An 18971-nucleotide genomic window follows, 5' to 3' on the forward strand; every position below is an offset into this window, starting at 1 on the left:
GGCCGCACATGTCCCTGGTTTTCCTCATCCTGCTGCCCTTCGTTGCAAGCATGCTGGCGGCTGTATTGCCGGCCAACGCACGCAATACGGAGTCCACGCTGGCAGGGGTGGTGGCGCTGTTTTGCACCGTGCAGACGGCGCTGGCGTTTCCGGGGGTCGAGGACGGCGGCGTGCTGCGCGAGGACATCGAGTGGCTGCCCGCGCTGGGCCTGCAGCTGTCCATCCGCATGGACGGCTTCGCCTGGATGTTCGCCATGCTGATCTTCGGCATCGGCACGCTGGTGGTGCTGTACGCGCGCTACTACATGTCGCCCAACGACCCGGTGCCGCGCTTTTTCTCGTTCTTTCTGGCCTTCATGGGCGCCATGGCCGGGGTGGTGCTGTCGGGCAATCTGGTGCTGCTGGTGTTCTTTTGGGAGCTGACCAGCCTGTTTTCCTTCCTGCTGATCGGCTACTGGCATCACCGGCGCGACGCGCGGCGCGGCGCCCGCATGGCGCTGACGGTGACGGCCACGGGCGGCCTGTGCCTGCTGGCGGGCGTGCTGGTCCTGGGCCACATCGTGGGCAGCTACGACCTGGACCATGTGCTCAAGTCCGCCGAGCTGGTGCGCGGCCACCCTTTGTATCTGACGGCGCTGGTGCTGGTGCTGCTGGGCGCCTTCACCAAGAGCGCGCAGTTTCCCTTCCACTTCTGGCTGCCCCACGCCATGGCGGCGCCCACGCCGGTCTCTGCCTACCTGCATTCGGCCACCATGGTCAAGGCCGGCGTGTTCCTGCTGGCGCGGCTGTGGCCCGTAATGGGCGACACCGACGCCTGGTTCTGGCTGGTGGGTGGCGCAGGCGTGTGCACGCTGCTGGTGGGCGGCTACGCAGCCATCTTCCAAAACGACCTGAAGGGCCTGCTGGCGTATTCCACCATCTCGCACCTGGGCCTGATCGTGCTGCTGCTCGGGCTCAACAGCCGTCTGGCCGCTGTGGCCGCCGTGTTCCACATCATGAACCACGCCACCTTCAAGGCCTCGCTGTTCATGGCCGCCGGCATCGTGGACCACGAAAGCGGCACGCGCGACATCCGCCGCCTGTCGGGCCTGCGCGTGATGATGCCCATCACCGCCACGCTCGCTGCCGTGGCCAGCGCCGCCATGGCCGGCGTGCCGCTGCTCAACGGTTTTCTGTCCAAGGAAATGTTCTTCGCCGAGACGGTCTATCTGAACGCCTCGCCACTGGTGGCCACGCTGCTGCCGGCCGCGGCCACCGTGGCCGGCATGTTCAGCGTGGCGTATTCGCTGCGCTTCGTGCTGGACGTGTTCGGCGGCCCGCCGGCGCGTGATTTGCCCCACCCGCCCCACGAGCCGCCGCACTGGATGCGCGTGCCCGTGGAGCTGCTGGTGCTGATCTGCCTGGTGGTGGGCATCTTCCCGGCCTGGGCCGTGGGCCGCTACCTGGACGCCGCCGCACTGCCCGTGGTGGGCGGCGAGCTGCCGCCCTTCAGTCTGGCGCTGTGGCATGGCGTGAACACGCCCTTCATCATGAGCCTGATCGCCCTGGCCGGCGGCACGGCGCTGTACCTGTTCGTGCGCCGCCAGCACCGCGCCGGCCAGATGGAGGCGCCCCCGCTGATGTACCGCATCGACGGCAAGCGCCTTTTCGAAGGTGCCCTGGCCCTGCTGTCGGGCGCCAGCCGCAGCGCCCGCGCGGCGCTGTCCACCAGCCGTCTGCAGTGGCAGATGCTGTGGCTGGTGCTGGCCACGCTCGTCGCCGGTGCCGCGCCGGTGCTGCTGGGCGGTAGCCCCGGCGGCGAAGGCCGCGCGCTGCTGCCGCTGTCCGCGTCCTTCGTGCTGCTGTGGACGCTGGGAGCCATCTGCGCGCTGGCGGCCGCCTGGCAGGCCAAGTACCACCGGCTGGCCGCGCTGGTCTTCATGGGGGGCGCGGGACTGTGCGTGTGCATCACCTTCCTGTGGTTTTCCGCGCCCGACTTGGCGCTGACCCAGCTGTCGGTGGAGGTGGTGACGACCGTCCTCATCCTGCTGGGCCTGCGCTGGCTGCCCCGGCGCGACGCCAGCCTGCCCGCGGCCGCCCCCGGCGCGCTGCAAACGCGCCTGCGCCGCCTGCGCGACTTCGGCCTGGCGCTGGCCGCCGGCGGCGGCATGGCCTGGCTGGCCATGGCCATGATGAGCCGGCCGTTTGCCGAAAGCACCTCCACCTTCTTCCTGCAGCGCGCGCTGGCGGAGGGCGGCGGCACCAACGTGGTCAACGTCATGCTGGTGGACTTCCGGGGTTTCGACACCTTCGGCGAGATCGTGGTGCTGGGCATCGTGGCGCTCACCGTGTATGCGCTGCTGCGGCGTTTTCGCCCTGCCGGCGAAGCCATGGACCTGCCCGAGCAGCAACGCTTTTTGCCCGCCGACCTGCAGACCGACCTGCTGAACCCGCGCGGCGCCCAGGACACCGCCATCGGCTACCTGATGGTGCCGGCCGTGCTGGTGCGCCTGCTGCTGCCGTTCACGGCACTGGTAGCCATCTACCTGTTCATGCGCGGCCACGACAAGCCGGGCGGCGGCTTTGTGGCCGGGCTGGTGTTTTCCGTCGGCCTGCTGCTGCAGTACATCGTCTCCGGCACGGCCTGGGTCGAGGCGCACATGCGCCTGTTTCCGCGCCGCTGGATCGCCACCGGCATGCTGCTGGCCCTGGGCACCGGCCTGGGATCGGTAGTGCTGGGCTACCCCTTCCTGACCAGCCACATGGCGCACCTGCGCTTGCCGCTGCTGGGCGACGTGCATGTGGCCAGCGCCATCTTCTTCGACGCCGGCGTGTTTGCCCTGGTGGTGGGCGCCACGCTGCTGATCCTCACCGCCATCGCCCACCAGTCGGTGCGCAGCCACCGCTGGCATGCGCGCCTGCTGGAAGAAGAGCAGCTGGCCCTGGCCGCCGTCGTCAGCTACGACGACGAGCCCCTGCCCCCACCCCGGGGAGCGCGCTGATGGAGATCGTGCTGGCGCTGGCCATCGGCGTGCTCACCGGCTCGGGCGTGTGGCTGCTGCTGCGCCCGCGCACCTTCCAGATCATCATGGGCCTGTCGCTGCTGTCGTATGCGGTGAACCTGTTCATCTTCAGCATGGGCCGCCTGGGCCTGGCCGTGGGCAAGGAGCCGGTGCTGGCGGCCGGCGTGCCGCAAGACCTGCAGCACTACGCCGACCCCCTGCCCCAGGCACTGGTGCTCACCGCCATCGTCATCGGCTTTGCCATGACGGCGCTGTTCCTGGTGGTGCTGCTGGCCTCGCGCGGCATCAGCGGCACCGACCACGTGGACGGCACCCAGGCCCCGGGCAGCCAGGAGATGCCATGAGCACGCTGCTGCCCGAGCTGGCCGCCCGCTCCATGCCGCACCTGATGCTGGCGCCCATCGTGCTGCCGCTGTTCACCGCCACGCTCACCTTGCTGATGCGCGAGGAGCGCCAGCGCGTCAAGCTGGGGCTGAACATCGCCTCCACCGCGCTGGGCTTGCTGATTGCCGTGGCGCTGCTGGGCTGGGCGCACGAGGCCAGCACGCCGGCCGGCATGGGCGTGTACCTGCAGGGCAACTGGGCGGCGCCCTTCGGCATCGTGCTGGTGCTGGACCGCCTGAGCGCGCTGATGCTGGTGCTGACCAGCACCATCGCCCTGTGCGCCATCGTCTTTGCCGGCACGCGCTGGCACCGCGCGGGGGTGCACTTCCACACGCTGTACCAGTTGCAGCTGATGGGCCTGGCCGGGGCCTTTCTGACCGGCGACCTGTTCAACCTGTTCGTGTTCTTCGAGATCATGCTGGCCGCCTCCTACGGCCTGCTGCTGCACGGCTCGGGGCGCGCGCGCGTGCAGTCGGGCCTGCACTACATCGCCATCAACCTGGCCGCGTCCTCGCTGTTTCTGATTGGCGCGTCCATGCTGTACGGCATCACCGGCACGCTGAACATGGCCGACCTGGCGCGCTGCGTGCCGCTGGTCGCCCCGCAAGACCTGGGCCTGCTGCACGCGGCCGCCGCCATCCTGGCCACGGCCTTTTTGATCAAGGCCGCCGTGTGGCCGCTGAACTTCTGGCTGGTGCCGGCCTACAGCGCGGCCACCGCCCCCGTGGGGGCGCTGTTCGCCGTCATGACCAAGGTCGGCATCTACACGCTGCTGCGCCTGTGGACGCTGATGTTCGGCAGCGAGGCCGGCGCCTCCGCCCTCTTCGGCGGGGCCTGGCTGATGGGCGCGGGCATGCTGACCATGGCCTTTGGCGCCATCGGCATGATGGCCTCGCAGCGGCCGGTACACCAGGCGGGCTTTGCCGCACTGCTGTCCTCGGGCACGGTGCTGGCAGCCGCCGGCTTCGGCCAGAACCAGCTCACGGCCGCCATGCTGTACTACCTGCCCGGCTCCACCCTGGCCATTGCCGCGCTGTTCCTGCTGGCCGACCTGATCGAGCGCTGGCGCACCGACGGCACGGCGCTGCGCGCCGACGATGGCGACGAAGCCCCCTTCCTCACGCCCGAGCTGGTGCCGCGCCCCGGCCTGAACCTGGACGACGAGGAGGAAGTGCTGGTCGGCCGCGCCATCCCCGCCGCCGCCGCGCTGCTGGGCCTGGCCTGGCTGATGAGCACGCTGGTCATCGCCGGCCTGCCGCCGCTGTCGGGCTTTGTGGGCAAGTTCGCCATGCTCTCGGCCCTGCTCAACCCGCTGGGCCTGGGCTCGTCGGCGGGCGTGCAGCCCGGCGCGGCCGGCTGGACGCTGCTGGCGCTGCTGATCGCCACGGGGCTGCTGTCGCTGATGGCCCTGACGCGCGCCGGCATGCGCAACTTCTGGGCCGCCTCCGAACGCCTGGCGCCGCGCCTGCACGTGCTGGAAGGCCTGCCCGTGGCCGCGCTGCTGGCCGCCTGCGTGGCGCTGACACTGGGCGCCGGGCCCGTCATGCGCTTCACCGAGGCCGCGGCCAACGCCCTGCATGCGCCAGACACCTACATCCGCGCCGTGCTGCAGGCGCAGCCCGTGGCGGGCCCGGCGCCTGCGCCCGTCCCGCCCGCGGTGGGCCTCACGCCAGGAGCCGCCCGGTGATCAAGAAGCTGCTGCCCGCGCCGCTGGTCTCGCTGGGGCTGTTCATTGTCTGGCTGGTGCTCAACCACTCCACCAGCGCCGGCCACCTGCTGCTGGCGGCGTTGCTGGCCGTGGCGCTGCCGCTGGTGTTCGCCTCGCTGCGGCCGCAGGCGGTGCGCGTGCGCCGGCCGCTGACCATCGTGCGGCTGTGCTTCATCGTCATGGTGGACACCACCGAATCCAACATCGCCGTGCTGCGCGCGCTCTTGCGCCCCGGCCCGCCGCGCCACGCTGCAGACTTCGTGACCATTCCGCTGGAGCTGCGCGACCCCAACGCCCTGGCCGTGCTGGCGATGATCGTGTGCATCACGCCCGGCACCTCCTGGGCCGAGCTGTCGCTGGACCGTTCCCTGCTCATGCTGCACGTGCTGGAGGTACAGGATGCGCAGGCTATCGTGCAGCACGTCAAGACCCGCTACGAGCGACCGCTGATGGAGATTTTCGAGTCATGACCAGCCCCGTCCTTTCCTGGGCGCTGCCCGCGGCCATGCTGGTGCTGGCACTGGCCATGGTGCTGTGCCTGGCGCGCGTGGCCTGGGGCCCGAACGCGCAGGACCGCATCCTGGCGCTGGACTGCATGTACCTCAACGGCATGCTGTTCATGCTGCTGCTGGGCATGTACTACGGCAGCACCAACTACTTCGAGGCGGCCATGCTGATCGCGCTGCTGGGCTTCGTCAGCTCCACGGCGCTGGCCAAGTTCCTGCTGCGCGGCGAGGTGATCGAATGACGCCGGCCGCGGCCCTGCCGCTGTGGCTGGACATCACCATTTCGGTGCTGGTGCTGGCCGGCGCCTTCGTGGCCTTCATGGGCTCGTTCGGCCTGCTGCGCCTGAAAAGCTACTTCGAGCGCGTGCACGCCCCCTCCATCATCGCCACGCTGGGCTGCTGGTTCACCATGCACGCCACGCTGATCTATTTTTCGGCCACCGACCAGCTGGCGCTGCATGCGCTGCTGATCGCCCTGTTCATCGCCGTGACGGTGCCCATCACCACCATCTTCCTGATGCGCGCGGCGCTGTTTCGCGCCCGCCGCATGGGCGAGAAGGTGCCGCCCAGCCTGAGCCGCACCATGCACAGCTACGACGGCGCACGGGATTCCTGAGGCGGCCGCCGCAGAACTATCAAATCAATAGCTGCTGACGCTTGCTGCATAAGGGTTTGAGGCCGATTCGACCCCAAACCGCGCCCCTCCCATCAGGCCGCCCCAAAGCCCCCGCCCCCCGGCGTCTGGATCTCGAACAGGTCGCCCGGCTCCATGCGCACCTGGGCGATGTGCTCCAGCGGCTCCACGCGCCCATTGGCGCGCACCACGCGGTTGACACCCGGCGCGCCGGCCTGGCCGCCGGCCATGCCGAAGGCGCCGTGCACCCGGCCGTTGGACAGGATGCTGGCCGTCATGGGTGCCAGAAAGCGCAGGCGCCGCACGCCGCCCTCCCCGCCCGCCCAGCGGCCGGCGCCGCCCGAGCCCTTGCGGATGGCAAAGCTCTCCAGCAGCACGGGGAAGCGAAATTCCAGCACCTCCGGGTCGGTCAGGCGCGAGTTGGTCATGTGCGTCTGCACCACGCTGGTGCCGGCAAAGCCGCCTACCAGGACGCCGGCTTCGTCGAACTCACCGCCCGCGCCGCTGCCGCCGGAGACGGTCTCGTAGTACTGGTAGCGCTCGTCGCCGAAGGTGAAGTTGTTCATCGTGCACTGGCTGGCCGCCGACACGCCCAGGGCGCCCAGCAGCGCGTTGGTGATGCACGACGACGTCTCCACATTGCCCGCCACCACCGACGCCGGCGCATTCGGATTGAGCATGCAGCCCGGCGGGATGATGACCTGCAGCGGTTTCAGGCAGCCGGCGTTCAGCGGAATGTCGTCATCCACCAGCGAGCGAAAGACATAAAGCACCGCCGCCATGCACACCGCGGTGGGCGCGTTGAAGTTGTTGGTCTGCTGGGCGCTGGTGCCGGTGAAGTCGATCACGGCGCTGCGCTGCGCGGCGTCGATGCGCACCGCCACGGTGATCTGCGCGCCGTTGTCCAGCGGCAGCGTGAAGCGCCCGTCCTGCAGGCGCGCGGCCAGGCGCGCGATGGCCCGGCGCACGGACTCCTCGGCGTTGTCCTGCACGTGCTGCATGTAGGCCTGCACGACGGGCAGGCCGAAGTGCCGGGCCATGCGCTGCAGCTCCTGCACGCCCTTTTCGTTGGCGGCGATCTGCGCCTTCAGGTCGGCCAGGTTCTGCTGCGGGTTGCGGCTGGGATATTCGCCGCCCTGCAGCAACGCGATGATGCGCTCCTCCTGCAGCACGCCGGCCTCCACCAGCTTCACGTTGTCCAGCTGTACGCCTTCTTCTTCGATGCGGGTGGAAAACGGCGGCATGGAGCCCGGCGTGACCCCGCCCACGTCGGCATGGTGGCCGCGGCTGCCCACGTAGAAGGTGGGTTCGGCCGCCTCGCCGATGTAGACCGGCGTGATGACGGTGATGTCCGGCAGGTGCGTGCCGCCGTGGTAGGGGTCGTTCAGCACGAAGACGTCGCCGCGCTGCATGCGGCCGCGGTTGCGCTCGATCACGGTGCGGATGCTCTCGCCCATGGACCCCAAGTGCACCGGCATGTGCGGCGCGTTGGCGATCAGCAGGCCCTGGCCGTCGAACAGCGCGCACGAGAAGTCCAGCCGCTCCTTGATGTTCACCGAGTAGGCCGTGTTTTGCAGCTGCAGGCCCATCTGCTCGGCGATGTTCATGAACAGGTTGTTGAACACCTCCAGCAGCACCGGGTCCACCGTGGTGCCGGCGGCGTGGCGCGCCGGGCGCGGCGCGTGGCGGGTCAGCAGCAGGTGGTCCAGCGCGGTCAAGCGGGCACGCCAGCCCGGCTCGACCACGGTGGTGGCGTTCTTCTCGGCAATGATGGCCGGGCCGTCGATCTCGTCGCCGGGGCGCAGGTCGTCCCGCACCACCAGGGCCGCGTCATGCCAGGCGGGGGTGCCATCGATGCCGGTGGTGAACACGCGCACCGTCTCGCGCCGCGGCACCTCGCGCGGCGGGTGCAGTTCATGCGTGCGCTCAGGCGCAACGTCGGCGGCCAGAACGGCCTCGACCGACACCGCCTCCACCACCAGGGCCTTGCCCTGCATCAGAAAGGCAAAGCGCTGGCGGTAGGCCGCCTCGAACGCCGCCGTCACGGCGGCCAGGTCGCCAAAGGGCACGACCAGGGCCGAGTCCGTGCCCTCATAGCGCAAGTGCACGCGCCGACGCACATCGACCGCGCCGGTGGCCACCTGCTCGCTGGCCATCTGCGCCTGCGCGGCCTCGGCCAGCGCGTCCAGCGTGGCGGCAATCTGCGGCATGGCCGAATCCTGCAGCCGCAGCTCCAGCGCCTGCTCGCGCATCACGCTCTGGTCGGCCAGGCCCATGCCGTAGGCCGACAGCACGCCCGCCAGCGGGTGCACCAGCACCTGCGGCATGGCCAGCGCATCGGCCACCAGGCAGGCGTGCTGGCCGCCCGCACCGCCAAAGCACTGCAGCGTGTAGCGCGTCACGTCGTAGCCGCGCGCCACCGAGATCTTCTTGATGGCATTGGCCATCTGCTGCACGGCGATCTGGATGAAGCCGTGGGCCACGTCCTCGCCGCTGCGGCCGGTCTGCGCGGCCAGCTCGGCAAAGCGCTCACGCACCACGGGGCCGTCCAGCGCCTCGTTGGCCGCGGGGCCGAACACGCGCGGGAAGTGCGCCGGCTGGATCTTGCCGACCATGACGTTGGCGTCTGTCACCGCCAGCGGCCCGCCGCGGCGGTAGCTGGCCGGGCCCGGGTGCGCCCCGGCGCTGTGCGGGCCGACGCGAAAACGCGCCCCGTCAAACGACAGGATGGAGCCGCCGCCCGCCGCCACCGTGTGGATGCTCATCATGGGCGCGCGCATGCGCACGCCGGCCACCTGGGTCTCGAATTCGCGCTCGAACTCGCCCGCGAAGTGGCTCACGTCGGTCGATGTGCCGCCCATGTCGAAGCCGATCACGCGCACGCCTTGCTCCGCCTCGCCAAAGGCCATCTGCGCCGTGCGCGCCATGCCGACGATGCCGCCGGCCGGGCCGGACAGGATGGCGTCCTTGCCCTGGAAGTGGTGCGCCTCCGTCAGCCCGCCCGACGACTGCATGAAAAACAAAGGCACGCCGGGCATCTCGGCCTCCACCTGCTCCACGTAGCGGCGCAGGATGGGCGAGAGGTAGGCATCCACCACCGTGGTGTCGCCGCGGCTGACGAACTTCATCAACGGGCTGGTGGCGTGCGAGACGCTGACCTGGGTGAAGCCTGCCTCGCGCGCCAGCCGCGCGGCCACCTGCTCGTGCTGGGTGTGGCGCCAGCCGTGCATGAAGACGATGGCCACGCTGCGCAGGCCGGCGTCGTGGGCGGCCCACAGGCGCTCGCGCAGGTGGTCTTCCTCCAGCGGCTGCAGCACCTCGCCGTGCGCGCCGATGCGCTCCTGCGCCTCGATCACGCGCTCATACAGCAGCTCGGGCAGCACGATGTGCCGGTCAAACAGGCGCGGGCGGTTTTGGTAGGCGATGCGCAGCGCGTCGCGAAAGCCGCGCGTGGTCACCAAGAGCGTCGGCTCGCCCTTGCGCTCCAGCAGCGCGTTGGTGGCCACGGTGGTGCCCATCTTCACGCACTCGACCAGTTCGCGCGTGACGGGCGCGCCCGGCGCCAGGCCCAGCAGGTGGCGGATGCCGGCCACGGCCGCGTCGCGGTACTGCTCGGGGTTGTGCGACAGCAGCTTGTGCGTGACCAGCGCGCCCTGCGGACTGCGGCCCACGATGTCGGTGAAGGTGCCGCCCCGGTCCACCCAGAACTGCCAGAATTTCGATGCCATGCGCGTAGCTCCTCAGGAAAGGGCCGGCCCGCCGCTGGTGGCTTACCGGGTAGCAGCCCACAATTTACCGATAATTTATAGGCAAATCATGCACCCAACCCACGGGACAACCACCAGCCCCGCACCGCTGCTGGACGTAACGCTGGAGCGCACCCTGCACGCCTGGGTGCGGCGCTTTTCGCAGTCGCAGTGGCGCGGCCGACACCTCGAGGGCTGGCTGTTCGAGGGCGCCGCAGCCCGCCGCCAGGCCGAGGGCCAGCTGGCCGCCGCCGGCGTGCATGCGCAGCTGCACAGCGCCTACAAGCCGCTGGTGCAGCACTTCATCGACCATGTGGCAATCGCCCCGCTGGCCGCCGTGCACGTGCACTACCCGCGCGCCGCCGTGGGCGAGCCACGCCGCTTTGCGCTGGAGGCCTACCCGCTGGGCAGCCTGCTGCCCGCAGGCGGCGTGCAGCTGACGTCCCGCGCGGACGAGCGGCCCTGGTATGACGTGCAGCTGCAGCTGAAGGACGGACGCAGCGTGCGCCAGCGTGTGCATGCCCCCAACCGCCGGCACACCGACGCCGCGGGCGACGCCGTGCTCTCGCCTACGGGCTGGCTGCGCGTGGGCACGGCGCCGGGCCTGGCCGACCTGATCGACGAGCCCGTCTGCACCGACTACGAACAGGCTTTCGCGCAGGCCATGCAGGCCGTGTGCAGCCAGCCCTGGCCGCAGCACGAGCCCTACTTCGAGCGGCTGGACATCCGCATCGACCTGCCCGGCTACGAGCAGCCGCTGGACTGGGCCGGCGAGACCATCAGCACGCTGGAGGCTCTGCACGAGGAGCTGTACTTTTCGCTGCTGGAACACTTCCAGCAGCACAGCGGCCGCCCCGCCGGCGACCGGCGCCTGCAGCCCGGCCAGATCGTGCCGGACGTGCGCGGCGGCGCCCACGCCGTGCGCGTGCGCGTGGCCCTGCGCGCCTTTGACGCGCCGGCGCAGGACGCGCTGGCCGCCTCCGCGGACGACGGCCAGCCGCTGCACCTGCTGGCCACCGCCCCCTCGCCTGCGCGCATCGCGCGCACCCTGCATGCCTGGCCCGCCGAGCGCTTCAGCGCCCCCACGCGCCAGGGCCGCACCGTATGGGGCCAGTACCACGCGGGCAGCCAGCACCCGGTCTTCATCAGCGCCGGCCAGCATGCCAACGAGACCTCGGGCGTCGTCGGCGCGCTGCGCGCCGCGCAGGCGCTGCAGGGGCAGCCCGGGGCGCACTTCGCCCTGATCGCGCTGGAAAACCCCGACGGCTACGCCCTGCACCGCGAGCTGTGCGCCCATCACCCCGGCCACATGCACCACGCCGCGCGCTACACCGCCCTGGGCGACGACGTGGAATACCGCGACCGCGAGCCGCTGCTGGAGCGCCAGGCGCGTCAGCAGGCGCTGGCCCGCTCTGGCGCGCAGCTGCACGTCAACCTGCATGGCTACCCGGCGCACGAGTGGACGCGCCCGCTGTCGGGCTACGTGCCGCGCGGCTTCGGGCCGTGGATGCTGCCCAAGGGCTTCTTCCTCATCCTGCGCCACCACGCCGGCTGGCAGCAGCCCGCCCGCGAATTGCTCGAAGCGGTGTGCCGGCGGCTGGCGGGTGTCCCGGGGCTGGCCGAATTCAACGCGCGCCAGCGCGCGCTGTATGAACTGCACGCCGGGCCCCTGCCCTTCGAGGTGCTGCACGGCATCGCCTGCATGCAGTCCGAGACCACGCACGACGCCCCGGTCACGCTGATCACCGAGTTTCCCGACGAGACGGTGCACGGCGCGCCCTTCCAGTTCGCGCACACCGTGCAGATGGAGGCGGCATTGGCAGCGGTGCAGGCGTGGCAGCCCCTCATGGCCGCGCGCCAGAGCTGAACGGCGGGCCGCAGCCGCCAGCCGGGCGGCCTGTGGAACAAGGCCCTCGCAGGCGGCACGGCGCGCCATCGTGGTCGCGCTGGGCCGCAACGGCCCGGTGATCTGTGAGGCCGGCGGCGACCCCTGTGTCCATTCGCACAAGCAGGGCGACGCGTTCGGCGCGGACAGGGGGGCGCCGGCCAGAAGGAGACGGCCAGCCGCACCAGGCACCCCCATCGCCGCACCGGCGCACATCAACTTTGATAGCTGCCTGCGCTTGTCTGGCGCGGCTTTCAGCCGCTTTTGTTGCCGAAATCTTGGTCTCAGCGCGCAGGCGAGCCGGGCGGCGCGCCGGCGCTTTCCACCACGGCAATGCGCCGGCGCAGGGCCTGCGCCAGGGCGGCATCGCCAGCGTCCCGGGCGCGCTGCTCGCCCACCAGCAGCCAGGCCAGCAGCGGGCGGCGCCAGCCCTGCTGCGATGCGGTGTCGGCCGCCAGCGTCAGCAGCTGCGGCGTGGCGCGGCCAGCCTGCACGGCGGCGCCAGCGGCCACCAGGCGGGCCAGCGGATCGGCCATAGCGGCAATGGCCGCTTCGCCGCCCGCCGCCGCCGCGCGCTGCGCCGGGGGCAGCTGCGCCGCATTGGCCGGGTGGCCAGCCAGGTAGTCGGCGTAGGCCAGCAGCTCGGCATCGTGCACATCGGCGCGCAGGGCCTCGAAGGCCGGGCAGCCGCTTGCCTGCAGGCTCGCCACCTCGGCGGCGCAGCGCATCAGCTCCAGCCGCGCCAGCAGCTCGGGGCGCCCGGTGCGCGAGACTTCGGCGCGCGCGCGCGTCCACTCCAGCGCCGCCACGCGGCTGTCGCCAGAGAGGTACGCCTGCGTGGCGCGCTCGGCGGCGTCGTGCGCATCCATGCGCCACTGGGGCGGCGCGCTCTTGCCGGCGCAGCCGGCGGCCAGGGCGGCCAGCAGGATCAGGGGTGCGGCAAGGCGGTTCATGGCAGCTTCAGCTCCGTGTCGCGGGCAAAGGGCCACTTGCGGTTGATCTCGTTCACCAGGCCTTCGACCTTGCGCAGGCTGGCCTCGACCTCGGCGCGCAGCGCGCCCAGGTCGGTGGTGGCCTCGCGGGCGTTGGCGCCCACCGCCTGGGCCTCGGCCAGCACGGCGTCCACCTTGGTCAGGCTGCCTCGGGCGTCGGCCAGCAGGGCGTTGAGTTGCAGCACGGCGGCGCGCACCTCGGGCACCAGGCCGGCGTCCTTGCCGCTACCAAAGACCTGCTTGTCGGCCTTGGCGGCCATGCCGTCCAGCCGGGCCAGCAGCTGGTTGGTGCGCTCCAGCGTGGCCAAAATCTTGCGCGCCTCGCCGTCGCTGCCGGTGAGCACCCCCAGCGCGCCGCCCGGGCCGTTCAGCCGCTCGGTCAGCGCGCGCACGTTGCCCAGCGCGCCGCCCAGGGCCGAGTCGCTGGCCGTCAGGTGGTTCAGGTTTTCCAGCAGCTCGCGCGCATCGGCCATCAGGCGCGGGATCTCGGCCGTAGCGTCGCCGCGCAGCACCGGGCGCACGGCGCCGTCGGCCAAGGGCGGATCGGTCATCACCCCGCTGTAGGCCTTGATGGTGGTGCCGCCGACGATGCCGCGCACCAGCGTGAAGACGCTGGACTCGCGCAGCCAGTGGGCATCGCGCCGCGCCACGTCCACCACGATGCGCACCTCGCCGCCCTCGGCCAGGCCCAGGCTGCGCACGCGGCCGATGGGAAAGCCGGAGAACGTCACGTCCATGCCCACCGCCACGCCTTCGGAATCGTCGGCCGTGAGCACCAGGCGCTGGGTGGGCTCGAAGGCGCCGCGCGCATACAGCAGGTACAGCGCCGAGCCCACCACCAGCACCAGGGTGAACAGCAGCAGCGCCGCCGCCTTGGCGCGCAGGTGGGCCACGGGGCGCAGCAGCTCGTCGCCGGGCAGCGCGCAGCGCGCATTGGGGCTCGGGGGGGTAGGGTCGGTCATCGCAAAAAGAAGGTCAGTAGTAGTTGCTCATCAGCGAGAGCACTTCGATGAGCAGCAGCACGGCGAACATGCGCGCCAGCCCGCCCAGCTCGGAGCCGGGCTGCTGCGCGTGGCCGGGATCGCCCGTCTCGTACAGCCCGGAGGCCAGCGGGATGAGGGCCACCGCCATGCTGAAGAACAGCGTCTTGAGCGCAAACACCAGCGTGATCTGCGGCGTGAACACGTGGCCGAACATGCGCGTGTAGCCGGCGATGCCGGCGGTGGTGAAACCATAGACGCCCAGGTAGGCCATGACCAGCGCCACCACGCACGACAGCGCCGCCAGCGTGACGCTGGCGTAGATGCCGGCCACCACGCGCGGCATCAGCTCCATGCGCACCGGGTCGGCGCCGCGCGCCTGCAGCGCCTGCAGGTGGCCGCTTTGGCGCATGAGCGCCAGCTGCGTGCCGTTGGGGATGGTGGCGCGCATGGCCACGAACAGCGCGGCAGTCAGCGGGATCAGCTCCAGTACCAGCACGCGGATGACCATCTCCAGCGCGTAGCGCGACAGGCCGTAGCTCCAGGCCGTCACCACCACGATGCGGGTGATGACCAGCGCCAGCAGCGCCGCCAGCACCGTGAAGCCCAGCAAGATGGGCGCCGTGTCGTGGTACATGTGGCGCGCCAGCCGCCAGCGCGTGCCGCGCGAGTAGCTCGACGGCGAGAGCATCAGCACCAGCACCACCGCACCCAGGTAGAAGATGCGCGACCAGGCCAGCGCCCAGCGCCGGGCCGTGCGCACCAGGCGCTCGTGCAGGGGCAGCGGATGGCGCAGGGCAGTCATGCGCGCATCATAGGGGAGCGGCGCAGCTTGACAGGTGAAACAGGCCTGTAACACCCGCCAGGCAAGCGCCGGCAGCTATCGTTTGCGTAGCATCGCACACGTTAGACGTGGCGCCGGGCCACTGGCGCCGGCGGCGGCACGGGCTCGGCGTCGGCGCGCGCATGCAGCGCCTCGATCACGTGGCACTGCCCGCCTGTGCCGTCGCAGCGGCTGCGCAGCGCCTGCAGCTCGCGCTCCAGCACCTGCAGCTCGGCCAGCCGGGTGCGCACATGCTCCAGGTGCCCGTCCAGCGTGGCGCAGGCGGCGTGGTCGGCGCCCTCGTCATGCACCACGCGCGCGTCCAGCTGCAGCAGGGTGCGCACCTCGTCCAGGGACATGTCCATGGCGCGGCACAGCCGCACGAAGCGCAGGCGGTGCACCTCGTCGTCGCTGTACAGGCGATAGCGGTTTTCCGCCCGCGTCTGGCCGCACAGCAGGCCTTCCTTTTCGTAGTAGCGGATGTTGGCCGCAGGCACGCCCGACAGGCGGGCGGCATCGCCAATGCGGTGGCGGGGGCTTTGCGTGTTCATGCTTGACATTAAAGTGACTTCAAGGTTTCCAATGATCGCATGAACACCCCACAACCCGCCCACGCTCACGGCGCGCATGCGCACAAGCACGAACATGCACACGAACCCGGCCACGCCGAGACCCACGCGCCGGCCTGCGGCTCCTGCGCCGGCGACGGCGATGGCCATGACCACGGCGCCCTGCCCGGCTGGCCGCGCATCGCCGCCGCGCTGGCGCTGGCCTCCGGGGCAGAAGTGGCCCATTGGCTCCAGCAGGACACCCTGGGCATGGCTCTGGCCGTGGTGGCCATCGCCCTGTCCGGTCTGGGCGTGTACCGCTCGGGCCTGAAGGACCTGGCGCGGCTGCGCCTGGGTATCAACGCGCTGATGGCCGTGGCCGTCACCGGCGCCGTGCTGATCGGCCAGTGGCCCGAGGCGGCCATGGTCATGGCCCTGTACGTGGCCGCCGAGCGCATCGAGCACGGCGCCATGGACCGTGCCCGCAACGCCATCCGCGGCCTGCTCGACCTGGCGCCCGAGACCGCCGACGTGGTGCAGGACGGCGGCGGCACCGCCCGCGTGCCGGCGGCCGAAGTGGCCCTGGGCGCGCTGGTGCGCATCGCCCCGGGCGCGCGCGTGCCGCTGGACGGCACCGTCACCCGCGGCAGCAGCGCCGTGAACCAGGCCCCCATCACCGGTGAGAGCCAGCTGGCCGACAAGGGGCCGGGCGATGCGCTGTACGCCGGCAGCGTGAACCAGCAGGGCGAGCTGTTCATGCAGGTCACGGCCGCGCCCGGCAGCACGCTACTGGCGCGCATCGTGCACGCCGTGGAGCAGGCCCAGGCCAGCCGCGCGCCCACCCAGCGTTTCGTCGATCGCTTCGCCGCCGTCTATACGCCCCTGGTCTTCGTGGCCGCCCTGGCGCTGGGCCTGCTGGCGCCCGTGGTGATGGGCTGGAGCTGGCACCAGGCCGCCTACCAGGCCCTGGCGCTGCTGGTCATCGCCTGCCCCTGCGCGCTGGTGATCTCCACGCCGGTCACGGTGGTCAGCGCCCTCACGGCAGCGGCGCGCCGCGGCATCCTGATCAAGGGCGGCAGCGCGCTGGAGTCGGCGCGCAGCCTGTCCGCCATCGCCCTGGACAAGACCGGCACCCTGACCACCGGCCACCCCACGCTGGTGCACTGGCAGGCCATGGAGGCCGATGCACAGGCCGCCGGGGCGGCAGCCTGGCAGCTGGCCAGCCGCTCCGACCACCCGGTCTCGCGCGCCATCGCCGCCGGGCTGCCGGCCGGCCAGCCGGACGCCGCCGCCGACGTGCGCGCCCTGCCCGGGCGCGGGGTGGAGGCCACCCTCGCCGGCCAGCGCTGGGTGCTGGGCAACCTGCGCCTGGTGCGCGAGATGGGCCTGGACACCCCTGCCCTCGCCGAGCAGCTGGCCGCGCACGAGCAGCAGGGCCGCACCGTCACCTTGCTGGCCAGCGAGCAGGCCGTGCACGCCCTGTTCGCCGTGGCCGACCCGCTGCGCGCGCACGCAGCCGAGGCCATCGCCCAGCTCAAGGCCATCGGCGTGCAGCCCGTGGTGCTGAGCGGCGACAACCCCGCCACCGTGCAAGCCGTGGCGCGCGAGGCCGGCATCGCGGACGCCCGCGGCGGCCTGCTGCCCGAAGACAAGCTGCAGTCCATGGCCGAGCTGCAAGCACGCCTGGGCCCCACCGCCATGACCGGCGACGGCATCAACGACGCGCCGGCCCTGGCCCGCGCCGACGTCGGCTTTGCCATGGGCGGCGCGCACAGCACCGGCATGGCCATGGAGACGGCCGACGTGGTGCTGATGAACGACGACCTGCGCCGCATCCCCGACACCGTGGTGCTGGCCCGCCGCGCGCACCGTGTGCTGTGGCAAAACATCATCCTGGCGCTGGGCGTGAAGGCGGCGTTCTTCGCGCTCGCCCTGATGGGCCTGGCCACGATGTGGATGGCCGTGGTGGCCGACATGGGCGTCAGCCTGGCTGTCGTCGCCAACGGCCTGCGCCTGCGCGGCGGCGCAGGCACCCCACCCCCCCGCGACGGAGACGCACGATGACCCCCCGGAAAACGACCAAGGCGCAAAAGAACCTGCCCGGCAGCGCCGCCGGCCGCCAGCGCCAGGCCGCCGCCTTCGAGCACCTGCTGGCCGCCTTTGCCGCCAGCGGCGCAGAGCCCCCGGCCCGGCGCTGGCACTACCTGGAGGCGGCCCACGTGCTGGCGCAAAACCGCTTCACGCTGCACTGGCGCGCCCACTGGCACATGCTGCGCTACGCCCGCCAGACGGGCGACGCGTTCGAGTCACGTGGCCAGCTGGCGCGCCTGGCGCTGACCGTGGCCGGCCACGTGGTGCGCCGACTGCCGCAGGGCAACACGGGGCGCGCCATCGTGCCTGCACTGCAGTCCATGGTGCCGTCGGCACCGGTGCGCGAGCGCATCGCCCAGGCCATGGCGGCCGTGGCGCCCGATCGCGCCGAGGCGCTGGCGCAGCGGCAGGGCTGACGGCCGGCGGGCGGGCATTTAAGCCAAATCGGCTTCAAACCCTTACCCATCAAGCGCTGGCAGCTCCTCTATTGATAGCTACGCTGCAGCTGCTTGCGCGGCCTTTCTTGATGCACCTCAACGCGTGGCAGGGCGCCCGGTGCTGCAATCGGTGCGCCGCCCGCCACCCCGGCGGCGTCCGCATTGCAGCCATGACACCCACCGCCCTCGCCGCTCCCACCGTGACCGCCCACTCCCGCACCGAAGATGCCGTGGCCATCGCCGCGGGGGTGACCATGATCTCCGTCGGCGTGGCCTTCCTGGCCAGCGCCGGGTTGCTCACCGGCGGCATGGCGGGGCTGGCTTTCTTGCTGCACTACGCCACGGGCATCAGCTTCGGCACGCTGTTCTTCCTGCTCAACCTGCCGTTTTACTGGCTGGCGCTGCGCCGCATGGGCCTGGCCTTCACGCTCAAGACGTTTGCCGCCGTGGCGCTGCTGTCGGTGCTGGCGGACTTGCAGACGCGCTTTCTGCAGATCAACCAGCTGCAGCCGCTGTACGCCGCGCTCACCGGCGGGCTGATCATGGGCATGGGCTTTCTGGTGCTGTTTCGCCACCGCTGCAGCCTGGGCGGGGTGGGCATCCTGGCCCTGTACCTGCAGGACCGCCGCGGCTGGCGCGCCGGCAAGGTGCAGATGGCCGTGGACTGCTGCATCGTCGCCGCCGCCCTGTTTACGGTGGAGCCCATGCGCGTGCTGTGGTCGATCGTCGGCGCCGTGGCGCTGAACCTGGTGCTGGCCATGAACCACCGGCCCGGGCGCTACCTGGCCGCCTGAGGCGTGCTGCGGGGCGGGAACTCGGCCCCACCACCGCGTATCTTCACCTTCCATGGCACGGCGCCTCACCTTCCTCTTCATGGCATTGCTGCTGGTCCTGCGCGGCCTGCTGGGCGACGCCATGGCGATGCCTGCGCCGCAGCCCGCCAGCACCCCGATGAGCCAGAGCGAGCAGGGCGAACACGCCGCCGCGGCAGCCGAGACGCACTGCGCCGGCTCGCAGCAGGCCGGCGGCTGCGGCGCCGAGGGCCAGGCCGGCAGCGCCTGCGCCGCCTGCGGCCTGTGCCACCCGGGGGCCTGCGCCGCGCCCGCGCTGGCGCCAGTTGCCTGCGGGGCCGCTGCGCCCCCGCCCGCGCGTAGCACGCGCTTTGCCAGCGCGCAGCGCGCACGCGCCATCAAGCCGCCCATAGGCTGAGCCACCCGCCTTTCCGCGCGGGCCGG

General features: G+C 71.4%; 16 protein-coding genes. 11 read left to right on the forward strand and 5 right to left on the reverse strand.

Annotation, left to right across the window (positions count from 1 at the left end; all coding sequences use genetic code 11):
- Nucleotides 1-8 precede the first annotated feature (8 nt).
- The 6 genes from C7H73_RS10045 to mnhG are packed head-to-tail and all read left to right on the forward strand — an operon-like array spanning nt 9 to nt 6216.
- Nucleotides 9-2981, forward strand: a complete 2973-nt coding sequence (locus C7H73_RS10045) for a monovalent cation/H+ antiporter subunit A (RefSeq protein WP_106846516.1) — start codon at nt 9-11, stop codon at nt 2979-2981.
- Nucleotides 2981-3346, forward strand: a complete 366-nt coding sequence (locus C7H73_RS10050; protein ID WP_106846517.1) for a Na+/H+ antiporter subunit C — start codon at nt 2981-2983, stop codon at nt 3344-3346. The genes C7H73_RS10045 and C7H73_RS10050 overlap by 1 nt, the downstream gene beginning before the upstream one ends.
- Entirely contained in the window at nt 3343-5073 is a 1731-nt protein-coding gene (locus C7H73_RS10055) for a monovalent cation/H+ antiporter subunit D (protein WP_106846518.1), read from the forward strand. The genes C7H73_RS10050 and C7H73_RS10055 overlap by 4 nt, the downstream gene beginning before the upstream one ends.
- Nucleotides 5070-5564: a Na+/H+ antiporter subunit E gene (locus tag C7H73_RS10060; RefSeq protein WP_106846519.1), complete on the forward strand. Its 495-nt coding sequence runs from the start codon at nt 5070-5072 to the stop codon at nt 5562-5564. Before C7H73_RS10055 ends, C7H73_RS10060 begins: the two co-directional genes overlap by 4 nt.
- Nucleotides 5561-5842, forward strand: a complete 282-nt coding sequence (locus tag C7H73_RS10065; protein WP_106846520.1) for a K+/H+ antiporter subunit F — start codon at nt 5561-5563, stop codon at nt 5840-5842. The genes C7H73_RS10060 and C7H73_RS10065 overlap by 4 nt, the downstream gene beginning before the upstream one ends.
- Nucleotides 5839-6216: a monovalent cation/H(+) antiporter subunit G gene (mnhG, locus tag C7H73_RS10070; RefSeq protein ID WP_106846521.1), complete on the forward strand. Its 378-nt coding sequence runs from the start codon at nt 5839-5841 to the stop codon at nt 6214-6216. The genes C7H73_RS10065 and mnhG overlap by 4 nt, the downstream gene beginning before the upstream one ends.
- A gap of 92 nt (nt 6217-6308) precedes the next feature.
- Here the strand turns inward: mnhG and C7H73_RS10075 are convergent, their stop codons facing one another.
- Complete coding sequence (locus C7H73_RS10075; protein ID WP_106846522.1) at nt 6309-9962, reverse strand: hydantoinase B/oxoprolinase family protein; 3654 nt, start codon at nt 9960-9962, stop codon at nt 6309-6311.
- Between the two features lie 88 nt (nt 9963-10050).
- Here C7H73_RS10075 and C7H73_RS10080 point away from each other — a divergent pair, with 88 nt between their 5' ends.
- Nucleotides 10051-11847 carry a M14 family metallopeptidase gene (locus tag C7H73_RS10080; protein ID WP_106846523.1) on the forward strand — a complete coding sequence of 599 codons (1797 nt, stop codon included), beginning with the start codon at nt 10051-10053 and terminating at the stop codon, nt 11845-11847.
- 302 nt (nt 11848-12149) lie between these two features.
- Here the strand turns inward: C7H73_RS10080 and C7H73_RS10085 are convergent, their stop codons facing one another.
- The 4 genes from C7H73_RS10085 to C7H73_RS10100 all read right to left on the reverse strand — a co-directional run bounded on the left by C7H73_RS10085 (nt 12150) and on the right by C7H73_RS10100 (nt 15211).
- The gene (locus C7H73_RS10085; RefSeq protein ID WP_106846524.1) at nt 12150-12818 is read right to left on the reverse strand and encodes a hypothetical protein; all 669 of its coding nucleotides are present in this window, start codon (nt 12816-12818) and stop codon (nt 12150-12152) included.
- Nucleotides 12815-13819, reverse strand: a complete 1005-nt coding sequence (locus C7H73_RS10090) for an MlaD family protein (protein ID WP_106846525.1) — start codon at nt 13817-13819, stop codon at nt 12815-12817. The genes C7H73_RS10085 and C7H73_RS10090 overlap by 4 nt, the downstream gene beginning before the upstream one ends.
- 13 nt (nt 13820-13832) lie before the next feature.
- The gene (locus C7H73_RS10095) at nt 13833-14642 is read right to left on the reverse strand and encodes an MlaE family ABC transporter permease (protein ID WP_106846526.1); all 810 of its coding nucleotides are present in this window, start codon (nt 14640-14642) and stop codon (nt 13833-13835) included.
- A gap of 101 nt (nt 14643-14743) precedes the next feature.
- Entirely contained in the window at nt 14744-15211 is a 468-nt protein-coding gene (locus C7H73_RS10100; RefSeq protein WP_106846527.1) for a MerR family transcriptional regulator, read from the reverse strand.
- Nucleotides 15212-15250: 39 nt separating this feature from the next.
- On the opposite strand from C7H73_RS10100, the gene C7H73_RS10105 reads away from it, so the two are divergent.
- The 4 genes from C7H73_RS10105 to C7H73_RS10120 all read left to right on the forward strand — a co-directional run bounded on the left by C7H73_RS10105 (nt 15251) and on the right by C7H73_RS10120 (nt 18945).
- Entirely contained in the window at nt 15251-17272 is a 2022-nt protein-coding gene (locus C7H73_RS10105; protein ID WP_106846528.1) for a heavy metal translocating P-type ATPase, read from the forward strand.
- The gene (locus C7H73_RS10110; RefSeq protein ID WP_106846529.1) at nt 17269-17715 is read left to right on the forward strand and encodes a DUF3703 domain-containing protein; all 447 of its coding nucleotides are present in this window, start codon (nt 17269-17271) and stop codon (nt 17713-17715) included. The genes C7H73_RS10105 and C7H73_RS10110 overlap by 4 nt, the downstream gene beginning before the upstream one ends.
- Before the next feature lie 191 nt (nt 17716-17906).
- Nucleotides 17907-18530 (forward strand): YitT family protein, encoded by a 624-nt coding sequence (locus C7H73_RS10115; RefSeq protein WP_106846530.1) that lies wholly within the window; start codon nt 17907-17909, stop codon nt 18528-18530.
- Between the two features lie 52 nt (nt 18531-18582).
- On the forward strand, nt 18583-18945 hold the full coding sequence (locus C7H73_RS10120; RefSeq protein ID WP_106846531.1) for a hypothetical protein: 363 nt from the start codon (nt 18583-18585) through the stop codon (nt 18943-18945).
- The last annotated feature ends 26 nt before the right edge of the window (nt 18946-18971 follow it).

Origin of the sequence: Pulveribacter suum (assembly GCF_003013695.1) — a bacterium.
In the GTDB taxonomy this organism is placed as follows: domain Bacteria; phylum Pseudomonadota; class Gammaproteobacteria; order Burkholderiales; family Burkholderiaceae_C; genus Melaminivora; species Melaminivora suum.